Source organism: Hyphomonadaceae bacterium ML37, assembly GCA_027627685.1.
Lineage (GTDB): Bacteria > Pseudomonadota > Alphaproteobacteria > Caulobacterales > Maricaulaceae > Oceanicaulis.
In genome coordinates, this window is record CP091241.1 from 1545007 (window position 1) to 1557149 (window position 12143).

Below are 12143 nucleotides of genomic sequence, written 5' to 3' on the forward strand. Positions count from 1 at the left end.
AACGCTGACTTCAATTGGCCGCAAGGATAACACGCTTCACGCGCAGCGTAAGCCGCGCGCGGCGCCCGGGTCTGGAACCGGCTGACGGATCGCCTACCTTGTGAAGACGGGAGGCCTTGGCGATGACCACACACGATCCGGCGATGAGACAGGCGAAATTTGCGCCGGGCGATGTGGTGCGCCACCGGTTGTTCCCGTTCCGGGGCGTCGTGTTCGACGTGGACCCCGAGTTCGCCAATTCCGAGGAGTGGTGGCTGTCCATCCCCGAGGCGATCCGCCCGTCCAAGGATCAGCCCTTCTATCACCTGCTCGCCGAGAACGATCAGAGCTACTACACCGCCTATGTGTCGGAGCAGAACCTGCTGCCCGACGCCCACAATGGCGCGGTCGGGCATCCCGGGACGCAGGAGCTGTTTTCAGGTTTTGACGGCGAGCGTTACGCCGTGAAGCCGCGTCCGGGCTGGGCGAACTAGGCTGACCCGGCAGCCTGCACCGTGGCCAGGGCGCGGTCGTCACCGGGCTGAGCCAGCTGGACGCGCGCTGGCAGGGTGAAGGACACGGTCGTGCCCTTGCCCAGCACCGAATCGATGCGCAGCGTGCCGCCGTGCAGTTCGATCAGCGATTTGGACAGAGCGAGGCCCAGGCCCGAGCCCTGATGGCTTTTGGCGATCTGGCTTTCGATCTGCTCAAACGGACGGCCGAGCCGTGGCAGCTGCTCGGCGGGGATGCCGATGCCGGTGTCGGCGACCTGCAGCACCACGCCATCAGCCGCATCTAAGCCGCGCACCTTCACCTGGCCGCCTTCGGGCGTGAATTTGACGGCGTTGGACATCAGATTGAGCATGATCTGCTTGAGCGCGCGCGGGTCCGCCTCGATCTCGGGCAGGGGGCCGGCCTCCACGATCAGTGAAATGGATTTCTCCTCGGCGCGCGCGCGCATGATGCGGATGCATTGCTCGATTAGCTCGTCCGGACGCACCGCCTCGGGCTGCAGCTGCATTTTGCCAGCCTCGATCTTGGACATGTCCAGAATGTCGTTGATCAGCAGAAGGAGGTGCTGGCCGGAGCTGAGAATGTCGGTGACATAGCCCTTGTAGCGGTCGTCGCCGAGCGGGCCGAACATTTCCCCGGCCATGATCTCGGAAAACCCGTTAATGGCGTTCAGCGGCGTGCGCAGCTCGTGGGACATGTTGGCCAGAAATTCCGACTTGGAGCGGTTGGCCTCCTCGGCGCGCAGGCGCTCCTGCTGGTGCGCGCTGGCCAGTTCCTCGACGCGCGCCTGGCTGCGCTTGAGGTTTTCCACCGTGCCGCGCAGGGCGCGGTCATTGTCGCGCAGGGCTGCTTCCTGGGTTTTGAGCGCGGTAATGTCCGCGCCCACGCTGACGAGGCCGCCATCAGCGGTCTGGCGCTCGGAATAGTGCAGCCAGCGCCCGTCGGCGAGTTCCAGATCATAGGATTCGGCGCTGGACGCGCCATGCACATGACGGATCGAACTGGCGGCCAGCGCCTCCACATCGCCATAGCCCATGCCCGGCTTGAGGGCGGTGTCGGACAGGCCGAAAAAGTCACGGAATTTGCGGTTCCACAGCACCAGCCGGCGCCGGGAATCCCACAGAACAAAGCTTTCGGTCATGGATTCCAGCGCCGCGCGCAGGCGGGTCTCGGCGGCCTGGACGCGCGCCTGGGCGCCTTTGCGTTCGGTGATGTCGATGGCCACGCCCACCAGCCGGCGCGATCCGGCCATGATGCGTCCGCGCATCTGCAGCCAGACCGGCAGCTGGGCGGCGCGCACCTCCACATCCACATCATGGGACTGGGCCGCGCTGCGAAGCGCAGCACGCACGCGGTTGCGGTCCTCTTCGCTCAGCAGCAGCAGAAAATCCGGTCCCGACATTTCCTCAGCCTGGGTGCGTCCCAGAATCTGCGCGAACCAGTCGGTCAGCAGCACCGTGTCGGTATCCAGATCCCAGTCCCACACGCCGACGCGTGCGCCTTCCATGGCCAGATGCAGACGGTTCTGGGATTCACGCAGGCGCCCTTCCGTCACGCTGAGCTGGCCCATCCGCCGGTGCAGGACGAGAAACAACGCCACTGACGCGCCCAGCGTCGCCGCGAACAGGAGGAGGTTGAACAACAGGGTCTGGCGCCAGGCCGCGCTGTCCACTGCGCCTGGTCCGAGCGTCAGGGCATGGAGCGGCGCGCCCGCGATGACCGCTGCGCCCAGCACGCTGTCGGCGCCGGCCAGGCTCGCGCCCCTGATGGCGCCGCCGCGCTCGGCCATGCGCGCCACAGCCGCCGGATCAAGGCCAAAGCGTTCCGCCGCCAGCGGTGCGCCCTCGAACGGCGCGGCGGGCTGCACGGCGATCAATCGCCCTGAGGCGTCCGTCAGCAGCGCGATTTCGCCTTCGGTGCGGCGTGGCAAGAGCGCCGCCGGGTCGACAAGGGCCAGGATCGCGCCGACCGCGCCATCAGACAGCCGCGCCGGATAGGCAATGGCTACATGGGTGGCGCTGCCCGGCCGCACATACACGTCCGACCCGGCCGCGAGCGCCGCGTCCGCCACGGCGCGCAGCGCTTCGCCGGACGCTTCCTGCGTGGCGATCACCCGGCCGTCGGGCAGCAGCAGGGCCGCGCTCTCCACCCAGGGCGAGCGCGTCAGGGTTTCCAGGGCGGGGCGGGCGGCGTGTTCCGGCGCCAGGGTCTCAAGCTGCACCGCGGCCATGGCGAGCGCGCTGCGCACTTCGGCGAGGCGCCCTGACACGCGTTCGGCCAGGAAGGCGGCGGACCGGGCCTGGGTGCTGGCGACTTCGGCTTCCGCCGTGCGCCAGTCCTGCCAGAGCTTGATGGCGATCACGCCGCCAAACGCGATCACAAAGCCCAGAACCAGCGCAAACGCCACGCGCGCCGAGGCGCCGCGGCGCAGGGTCTGGCCTGCCTGGGCCGAGCCGGTCCGTTTGCGTCGGGCGTCGCGCTTGCGAATCATGGATTTGAAACTAAAGCGCTGCCGCTATCGCCGTCCAGCTTTGGTAAACGGGCCGACACCCAATGAGCGCGCGGTGTCGCCCTGCGGACTCAGTCGATTGAACGCTGGCTGGATCGCGGGGCGATCCGAAATTCTATTCCGCCGCGCTGGCGATGGCAGGCATGGAATCGGGTCGCGCCTTCACCGCCCGAACAACGTCCTTCGCCCGGCGGGCCAGCGTTACCCAGTCCGGGCTGGCGTCAGGGTCCTCAGCCGCCAGACGCGCGAGCGCCTCGGCGACAGCCAGCAGGCGCGGGCCTTGCGCGATCAGGCGGGCCTGTTGCTCGATGCGGTTCGGGTCGCGGTCGTACTCGGCGCCCGGCACCCGCCAGCCGCCCCAGTTCTGGGCGTCGGTAACCACCACCGGATAGGTGCCCGGTTGCGGGTGGTGGGCGCATTCCTCGGCGGTTTGCCATTTATTGTGGGCGCGCATCAGCCGCCACTGGCCCGGATCGCCCTGGTCGATGGCTTCGGCGGACAATTCGTCGGTGGTGAAATCGCGCCCCAGCCCGCAATCATAATAGATGCGCACCGGCTCCTCGACATCCTTCACCCATTGCGGCTTGACCCGCTCGATCAGCGCCCAGGTCCCGACGGGGCGCACGAAAACGCGCTGGTGCTTGTGAAAGACAGCTTTGGCCATGACGTGCTCCTTCGCCGCCGATCATGACGCATGGGACTCAAATCGGAGTTAAGCGGCAGGGTGAACGCGAGGTTAAAGCTCAGGGTAGGCCGTGCGCACCAAGCCTCCAGGCTGGATCTCGCAGCGCCCGGCCAGCTCCAGCTCCACCAGCGCCGCCAGCACCGCGCCCACCGGCGCGCCGGTCAGGCGGGCCAGCTCGTCCTTGGACACCGGGGCCGGGGAGAGCAGCTCTGCGATCTGCTCGCGTACCTTGTCCGCTGCCGCGTCTGCGCTCGCCGTATCCTCCGGCTCGTCCTCATAATCGTATCCGCCAGGCTCTTTCATGAGGGGCGGGCGGGTGTTCTGGAGAATGGCCAGTACATCATCAGCGCTTTCAATCAGGGCGGCGCCTTCGCGCAGCAGCCGGTTGGCGCCGCGGGCGCGCGGGTCCAGCGGAGAGCCCGGCACCGCCATCACCTCGCGGCCCTGCTCGCCCGCCAGCCGCGCGGTGATCAGCGATCCGGAGCGTTCCGCCGCTTCCACGACCAGAACACCGAGCGAGAGACCCGCGATCAGCCGGTTGCGGCGCGGAAAATCGCGGGCTTGCGCGGTGTAGTCAGGCGGCGTCTCGCTGACGATCAGCCCCTCGCGGGCGATGGCGTGGTGCAGATCGGCGTGTTCGGGCGGATAGATGCGCGCCAGCCCGCCGCCGATCACCGCAATCGTGCCGGTCTCCAGCGAGGCGGCGTGGGCTGCGCCGTCAATACCGCGTGCGAGGCCTGAAACAATGGTCACGCCGCGCCGGCCCAGCTCGCGCGCGATGTCGCCTGCGAAGCGCAAGCCAATCGCCGACGCATTGCGCGCGCCGACCATGGCGCACGTGGGCCGCGCATCCGAATCGAGCGGGCCGATGACGCTGATCACTGGCGGCGGCGGATCGAGGGCGCCGAGCAGTTTAGGAAAGTCCGGCTCGCACGCGCAGATCAGCCGGGCGCCCAGCTCATCGAGCCGGTCCAGTTCAGCGCGGGCCTGATCGCGGGTAACGATATCCAGGCGGCCCGCGCGGCCGCCTCGTTTGGCCAATCTTGGCAGTTCGTCGATGGCGGCGTCGGCGGTTCCGAAGCGGGTGATGAGCTGGTGAAACGTGACCGGTCCGACCCCGGAGGTGCGCGCGAGCCTGAGCCAGTCGAGCCGGCCGGCATCGGACAGGCGCGCTGGCGTCACGTCTTGGCCGCCCCTATGCGCGGCTCGCTGCCATTGAGAAGGCGCGCGATATTGTCCTTGTGGCGCAGGTACAGCGGCAGCGCGAGCACCAGCGTGAGCAGGGCCACATCCGGCCGGTCAAAGGCCAGAGCCAGCGCCGGGGCGGCGGCTGCTGCGACCAGAGCCGACAAGCTGGAGATGCGCATCAGCAAGGCCATGCCAAGCCAGGTGAGGCAGGTCAGCACGCCCACGGGCCAGGCCGCCGCCAGCAGCACGCCCAGAAAAGTCGCCACGCCCTTGCCGCCCTTGAACTTCAGCCAGATGGGGAAGCAATGGCCAAAGAAGGCCGCGCCGCCCGCGATCAGGCCCGCCGGGGTGGACACCAGAAAGGTGAAGAGCAGGCAGGCGATCCCGGCCTTGGCGCTGTCCAGCACCAGCGTGGCTGCCGCCAGATCCTTGCGGCCCGTGCGCAGCACATTGGTCGCGCCGATATTGCCTGACCCGATGGTGCGGATATCGCCCAGCCCCGCCATCCGTGTCAGCACCAGGCCGAACGGAATGGAACCGAACAGGTATCCGCCCCCCAGGGCGAGGATCAGAACCGGATCAAACGGCATGGCTTATCCTTCAGGTTGATGGATGATCGCGCCTTCCACGAGCGTGATCAAGACCTTTCCCGCGAGGCGGCGATTCTCGAACGCGCTTGAGGCGGTGCAGACCCGCTCGCTGCGGCCATAGACCACCGGCGCATCGGGATCGAAGATGACGATGTCGGCCGGGGCGCCGGGGGCCAGACGGCCTTGCTCCAGCCCGAACAGGTCCGCCGGTCCCGCCGTGACCGGCCAGAGCGCGTCCAGCAGGCTGAGGCGTCCTTCGGCCGCGATGGTGCACAGGGCCGGCAGCAGGGCTTCGAGATTGGCCGAGCCCGGCGCCGCTTCGGGGAAGGGATGGGCCTTGGATTCGCCGGTGCAAGTGCGGTGGTCTGACACCAGGGCGGCGATGGTTCCGCCCGCCAGCGCCTCGATCAGCGCCAGCCGGTCTTCCTCGCGGCGCAAGGGCGGGTCCAGGCGGAAGCGCGCATCAAACCCGCCCGCATCCATCTCGTTGAAGATGAGGTGGGTGATCGGCGCGGTGGCGGCGATGTCGAGCTCGCGGGCGAGGGCGGCCTCAAGCGCTTTCAGTCCGCCTGCCGTGGTCACCCGGTCCAGAAGGATCCGCGCGCCAGTCAGTTCGGCCAGCAGGGCGGCGCGCTCAATCGCGAGACGTTCTCCGGCGGCGGGGCGGGCGGGCAGGCCCATGCGCATGGACAGATCGCTTTCGGTGGCGCAGGTCCCGCGCGACAGGGCCGCATCCTCGCAGCTCAGCGCCGTCCAGGAGTCAAAGCCGCCGGCATAGGCCAGCGCCCGGCGCACCAGACGTGTATCAGGCTCGGGCCGTCCGCCGTCGCCCACATAGGCCGCGCCCGCGCGCAGCATCAGGCCGATCTCGCCCATCTCGCCGCTGTGATCGATGGCGAGTCCCGAGGCGATGAGGCGCACCGGGCTGGTCAGGCTGGCCGCCTCGATGGCGGTAAAGTGCTCGGGCCGGCTGAGCCCGGTTCCGCTGTCAGGCGCAAGGATGAGCGTGCCGATCCCTCCCGCCGCTGCGGCCCGCGCCGCCGCCTCCAGCCCGGACTTGCCGGTGCTGGCGGGGTTCACCCAGCAGCGCGCGTCGATCAGCGCCGGCGACAGCACCGCGCCATCGAGATCAATGACCCGCTCACCGCTTTCCGGGGTCAGGGACGGCGCGATCTCCGCGATCACGCCGCCGCGAATGCGCACATCGCCCGGCGCATCATGGCGCGCCGCCGGGTCGATCACCCGGGCATTGCGAAACAGGATGGCGCTCATGACTGAGCCCCGCCTTTCGTGCGGTCGTCATAGCGCTGGTTGGGCGAGGCGGCGCTGATCAGCTCCAGCACCGCCATGCGCACGGCGACGCCTGCCTCCACCTGCTCCAGGATCACCGCGCGCTCGCGGTCATCGGCCAGGGCGCCGTCAATCTCCACACCGCGATTCATGGGCCCGGGGTGCATCACCAGGCAGTCGGGCTTGGCGTGCTCCATCCGGCCATGGTCGAGGCCGTAGAGGGTGCGATACTCGCGATCCGACGGGATCAGCCCGCCGCTCATGCGTTCACGCTGGACGCGCAGGGCCATCACCGCGTCGCAGCCCTCCAATGCCGCCTCCAGATCGTGAAACACCTGAACGCCCCACCGGTCGGCGTCCTCGGGCAGGAGGGTCGCCGGGCCGCACAGGCGCACATCGGCGTGCAGCATGTTCAGCAGCGCCACATTGGATCGCGCCACGCGCGAATGGAGGATATCGCCGACGATCAGGATGCGCCGCCCGCCCACCTCGCCCCAGCGCCGGGTCAGAGTAAAGGCGTCCAGCAGCGCCTGGGTCGGATGCTCATGGGCGCCGTCGCCGGCATTGACCGTGGAGACGCCGGTCACGCGCGCGAAATGGGCTGCAGCGCCGGCTGCACTGTGGCGCACCACCTGGATGTCCGGGCGCATCGCCGCCAGGTTCAGCGCCGTGTCTTCCAGGCTCTCGCCCTTGGAGATTGACGCGCTGCCGGCCGAGAAATTGATCACATGCGCGCCCAGCCGCTTGGCCGCAATCTCGAAGCTCGCCAGCGTGCGGGTGGAGTTTTCGAAAAACAGATTGATCAGCGTCGCGCCGTCCAGCGTGCGCTCGGCCCGCACGCCTGCACGGTTACTGTCGAAATGCACGCGGGCGCGCTCGAAGATCATGCGCACGTCCAGCGGATTGAGATCGCCGATGGAAACGAGGCTCGCGTGGGGAAAATCGTAGCTGAAACCGGTCCGGTTCATGAGCCCTCGCGCACTGCGTCGGCGCGGTATAAGCGTGTGAAAGCCTGGCGGCAAGGCGTTCGCCCGGCTTCCAATTGGTTTCATTTGTAACTAAATTTGCCTCTGACGCGCTGACTGAACGGAGACCGCCCATGGCCCGCAAATGGATTTACGCCTCGCGCACAGAAGGCACGGCCTCTCGCCAGGCCCACGCCGATCTGCCCGAAGGCACGTATGAGCGCGAGATGAGCAAGGAGGGGTTTTTCGGCCCCGCCGCCTTCCTGCACCACAAACGCCCGCCCACTGGCTGGAGCAATTTTGAAGGACCGCTGAAACCCTGTGCCTTCGACCTGACGCGCCTTGAGGCGCCCGACGCCTCGCCCTGGGCGGCGCCAGTGGTGTTGCACAATGCGTCATGCGAGATCCGCTTCTGGAAGCTGGACGCGGCCATGCCTGCGCTGGCGCGCAATGGCGACGGGGACCAGATCCTGTTCATCCACGAAGGGACGGGATCGCTGTTTTGCGATTTCGGCCATCTGGAGTTCGAGGCGGGCGACTACATCGTCCTGCCGCGCGGGACCATGTGGCGCCTGGCGCCGTCGCAGCCCGTGGCGGTGCTGATGATCGAGGCGACCAACAGCCATTACACCCTGCCCGACAAGGGCCTGGTCGGGCCACACGCGATCTTTGATCCGGCGATGTTCGACGTGCCGGCCATGGACGAGGCGTTCCGCGCCCAGCAGGCGGACGCCGACCATGAATGGCGTGTTGAGGTGAAGAAGCGAGGAGCGGTGAGCGTCATCACCTACCCCTACAATCCGCTGGACGCGGTGGGCTGGCATGGCGAGCTGCATCCGGTGCGCATCAATGTGCGCCATATCCGGCCGCTCATGAGCCACCGCTATCACGTGCCGCCCAGCGCCCACACGACCTTCCTCTCGGACCGGTTCGTGGTGTGCACTTTTGCGCCGCGCCCGTTCGAGACCGATCCGGGCGCGCTGAAAGTCCCGTTCTTCCACAACAACGACGACTATGATGAAGTCCTGTTCTATCATGCCGGGGACTTCTTCAGCCGCGACAATATCGATGCCGGCATGATGACCTTCCACCCGTCGGGCTTCACCCACGGGCCGCACCCCAAGGCATTGAAAAACATGCTCAGCCAGTCCAAACCGGCGACCAATGAATACGCCGTGATGATCGACACGCGCGATCCGCTCAATGTCGGCGCCGACGCGGCTCGGGTGGAAAATCCCGACTATGTCAATTCGTGGAAGGGGTAGGGGCGTTTGATACCTGATCAGCTCAAGGACGGTTACGCGCAGTTTCGCGCTGACCACTTTGAAAACAAGCAGCGCCTTTGGCGCCGGCTTTCCATGGGTCAGTCCCCGAAGGCGCTGGTGATCGGCTGCGCCGATAGCCGGGTCGATCCGGCAGCCATCTTCAATGCCGGCCCAGGCGAGCTGTTCATTGTGCGCAACGTGGCCAATCTGGTCCCGCCCTATGAGCCCGACGGGGCCCATCACGGCGTCTCGGCGGCGCTCGAATTCGCCGTGAAGTCGCTTCAGGTGGACCATATCGTCGTGCTGGGGCACCGGTTGTGCAGCGGCGTGAAAGCGGCGGCGACCGGATCGGCCTGCGGCACGCAATTCATCGAGCGCTGGCTCGATCCGCTGCAGCCGGCCTGCGCCGAAGCGCGCGACGCGCTGGGGGAGACGGCCAGCGAGGAAACGTTGTGCGATGATCTGGAGCTGCGCTCGGTGCGCCACTCGCTAGCGCGCCTGATCGGCTTCCCTTTCGTGGCCGACGCCGTGGAGCGGGGCCGGCTTTGCCTGCACGGCGCCCGTTTCGGGATCGCCGACGGCGTGCTGGAATGGATGGACGAGGACAGCGTGTTCCGCCCTGTCAGCTTTGATGACGCGGACACGAACCGCGCGGAGGAGAATTCATGAAACTCGCCAGTCTGAAGTCCACGGGCCGCGACGGCCGCCTGGTCGTGGTGTCACATGATCTCGCCTGGTGCGCCGATGCGCGTCACATCGCCCCCACCTTGCAGGCGGCGCTGGATGACTGGACGCGTATCGAACCGGCCCTGCGCACGCTGGCCGACGAGCTGGAGCGTGAAACCATTCCGCGCGAGCGTTTCCATGAACGCCAGGCGCTCTCGCCGCTGCCGCGCGCGTTTCAGTGGGCGGACGGCTCGGCCTACGTCAATCATGTGGAGCTGGTGCGCAAGGCGCGCGGCGCCGAGCTGCCCGACAGCTTCTGGACCGATCCGCTGATGTATCAGGGCGGGTCGGACGCCTTCCTGGCGCCACGCGAAGACATCCCGCTGGGCGATGACAGCTGGGGCCTCGATTTCGAGGCTGAAGTGGCCGTGGTTACCGGTGACGCGCCTCAGGGGTGCTCGGTGGAAGAGGCGGCCAGCGCCATCCGCCTGATCATGATTTTGAATGACGTGTCCTTGCGCGGCCTGATCCCGGGAGAGCTGGCCAAGGGGTTCGGCTTCTTCCAGTCCAAGCCGCCCACGGCGTTTTCACCGGTCGCGGTGACGCCGGACCAGCTCGGCGCAGCGTGGGACGGCCGCAAAGTGCATCTGCCCCTGCGCTCCTGGCTCAATGGCGAATTATTCGGCGAGCCGGACTGCCAGGTGGACATGACCTTTGATTTCGCCCAGCTGGTTGCCCATGCGGCCAAAACCCGTCCGCTGACCGCTGGCACCATCGTCGGGTCGGGCACCGTGTCGAACAAGCTGGGCGATGAGCCGGGCAAGCCGGTGAAGGATGGCGGGAAGGGCTATTCCTGCATCGCCGAGATCCGGATGATCGAGACCATTCAGGATGGCGCGCCCAAAACACGCTTCATGATCCCTGGCGACACGGTGCGCATCGACATGCACGATCAGGCCGGCAAGTCGATCTTCGGGGCGATTGAGCAGACCGTGGTGCGGTACGCCCGCTAGGGCTATTCGGCCGGGACCATATGTGCGGGCGCTGCGCCAATCGCCGCGATCATGCGGCCAGCCTCTTCCAGGCAACGCCCGCAGCGGGGCTTGGCGCCGCACGCCTTGAACGCCGACGCCGTGTCGCGCGCGCCGTTTTCAGCGGCGGCTTTGATGTCGCGGCAGCGCAGGGCGTTGCAAAGGCAGACATACATGGAGGCAGCGTCCTTGATCCGGTCTGTGACGATGGCGGGGTCGGCGCACCGCTCCCGCAAATCATTCGCAACCGCATAAAGCCCCGACTGCGAATGATTGTCAACTGCGTCTTTGCAAATCCGGCGCCGCGTTCATTTCCGGTTTTTCACAAGACCCCAAACCCGCTAGTGTGAACGTTGTTAACCTGGACGGGCCGGGCGGCTTGGGGGAGGGTGAAATGCGCTACTGGTTATGGGCTGCCGGCCTGATTGTGCTGCTGATCTCCGCGAGAATGGCTTACATCGTCATTCCCGCGTCCGGCGCAATGACGCCGGTGACCGAGATCGGCACTGAATCTTGCGAGCGTGTTCCGGTCGCGCCAGGGACCGAGGATGTAACCGTCGATCCCGTGACGGGCGTCGCCTTCGTGTCCGCCCAGGACCGGCGCGCGGGCGCCATGGCCCAGACCAATGGCGTCTATGTTCTCGACCCGGCGGATTTGTCTGTTGTGACGCTGGCATCGATTGATTCGCCCGCCGATTTTCGACCCCACGGCATCAGCCTGTGGCGCGGCGAGGGGCCGGATGGCGAGGAGATCGCCCGCCTGTTCGTGATCAGCCACCCGGCCGGCGGCAGCCGCGTGCTCATCTACGATGTGGGCGAGGGCGGCGCGCTGGTGCATCTCGAAACGGTCAGCGCGCCCGACATCCGCTCGCCCAATGATGTGGTCGGGGTGGGGCCGCGCCAGTTCTACATCTCCAACGATACGTATTTTGGCGACACGCCCATGGGCTATCTCGAAGCCTTTCTGGGCCTGCCGCTGGGCAGCGTAGCGTATTTCGACGGCGAGGCCGCGCGCATCGTTGCGGACGGCTTCATCTACACCAACGGCATCAATGTGAACGCCGCAGGCGACCGGCTCTACGTGGCGGCGTTTTTGGGCCGAGAGGTGCGGGTGTTTGAGCGTAATCCGGCTGACGGATCATTGCGACGCCTCGCCAGCCACCGCATGCCCATGGGCGCGGACAATATCGAGATCGGTCCCGATGGGGCGCTTTATGTCGGCGGCAATGTGGATGTCTTCGCCTTTCTGGCCCATTCGACAGACCCGGAGGCCCTTGCGCCGTCTGTCATCATGCGCCTCGATCCTGAAACGGGCGAGCGCCGGACCGCGTTCATGAATGACGGGTCCCTGATCAATTCGGCCAGCGTCGGCGCTGTGCACGATGGCCGGCTTCTGGTTGGTGCAGTGTTTGACGGGCATGTGCTCGTCTGCCCCTATGCAGGCTGACTTGCGAATCCCATG

12 protein-coding genes are annotated in these 12143 nt (G+C 67.0%); 5 read left to right on the top strand and 7 right to left on the bottom strand.

Annotated features, from left to right (window positions below; translation table 11 throughout):
• The first annotated feature begins 143 nt into the window (after positions 1-143).
• Entirely contained in the window at positions 144-473 is a 330-nt protein-coding gene (hspQ, locus tag L2D01_07580) for a heat shock protein HspQ (GenBank protein ID WBQ11627.1), read from the top strand.
• Here hspQ and L2D01_07585 read toward each other — a convergent pair.
• The 6 genes from L2D01_07585 to L2D01_07610 all read right to left on the bottom strand — a co-directional run bounded on the left by L2D01_07585 (position 470) and on the right by L2D01_07610 (position 7722).
• Positions 470-2983: an ATP-binding protein gene (locus L2D01_07585; protein WBQ08765.1), complete on the bottom strand. Its 2514-nt coding sequence runs from the start codon at positions 2981-2983 to the stop codon at positions 470-472. The two genes, hspQ and L2D01_07585, sit on opposite strands and share 4 nt — an antisense overlap.
• A 133-nt stretch (positions 2984-3116) precedes the next feature.
• Positions 3117-3665 carry a hypothetical protein gene (locus L2D01_07590; protein WBQ08766.1) on the bottom strand — a complete coding sequence of 183 codons (549 nt, stop codon included), beginning with the start codon at positions 3663-3665 and terminating at the stop codon, positions 3117-3119.
• A gap of 72 nt (positions 3666-3737) precedes the next feature.
• Entirely contained in the window at positions 3738-4868 is a 1131-nt protein-coding gene (gene dprA / locus L2D01_07595) for a DNA-processing protein DprA (protein WBQ08767.1), read from the bottom strand.
• On the bottom strand, positions 4865-5464 hold the full coding sequence (plsY, locus tag L2D01_07600; protein ID WBQ08768.1) for a glycerol-3-phosphate 1-O-acyltransferase PlsY: 600 nt from the start codon (positions 5462-5464) through the stop codon (positions 4865-4867). Before plsY ends, dprA begins: the two co-directional genes overlap by 4 nt.
• Positions 5465-5467: 3 nt before the next feature.
• Positions 5468-6736 carry a dihydroorotase family protein gene (locus L2D01_07605; GenBank protein ID WBQ08769.1) on the bottom strand — a complete coding sequence of 423 codons (1269 nt, stop codon included), beginning with the start codon at positions 6734-6736 and terminating at the stop codon, positions 5468-5470.
• Positions 6733-7722, bottom strand: coding sequence for an aspartate carbamoyltransferase catalytic subunit (locus L2D01_07610; GenBank protein ID WBQ08770.1), 990 nt, complete (start codon positions 7720-7722; stop codon positions 6733-6735). The genes L2D01_07605 and L2D01_07610 overlap by 4 nt, the downstream gene beginning before the upstream one ends.
• Before the next feature lie 131 nt (positions 7723-7853).
• Between L2D01_07610 and L2D01_07615 the strand changes: the two genes are divergently transcribed.
• From L2D01_07615 to L2D01_07625, 3 genes are all read left to right on the top strand, one after another.
• Positions 7854-8984, top strand: coding sequence for a homogentisate 1,2-dioxygenase (locus L2D01_07615; protein WBQ08771.1), 1131 nt, complete (start codon positions 7854-7856; stop codon positions 8982-8984).
• A gap of 93 nt (positions 8985-9077) precedes the next feature.
• The gene (locus tag L2D01_07620; GenBank protein ID WBQ08772.1) at positions 9078-9653 is read left to right on the top strand and encodes a carbonic anhydrase; all 576 of its coding nucleotides are present in this window, start codon (positions 9078-9080) and stop codon (positions 9651-9653) included.
• A complete protein-coding gene (locus L2D01_07625) occupies positions 9650-10663 on the top strand; it encodes a fumarylacetoacetate hydrolase family protein (GenBank protein ID WBQ08773.1) in 1014 nt (337 codons plus the stop codon). Before L2D01_07620 ends, L2D01_07625 begins: the two co-directional genes overlap by 4 nt.
• Positions 10664-10665: 2 nt before the next feature.
• Here L2D01_07625 and L2D01_07630 read toward each other — a convergent pair whose 3' ends face one another.
• The gene (locus L2D01_07630) at positions 10666-10857 is read right to left on the bottom strand and encodes a (2Fe-2S)-binding protein (GenBank protein WBQ08774.1); all 192 of its coding nucleotides are present in this window, start codon (positions 10855-10857) and stop codon (positions 10666-10668) included.
• A 218-nt stretch (positions 10858-11075) separates the two neighbouring features.
• Between L2D01_07630 and L2D01_07635 the strand changes: the two genes are divergently transcribed.
• Positions 11076-12128, top strand: coding sequence for a hypothetical protein (locus L2D01_07635; protein ID WBQ08775.1), 1053 nt, complete (start codon positions 11076-11078; stop codon positions 12126-12128).
• The last annotated feature ends 15 nt before the right edge of the window (positions 12129-12143 follow it).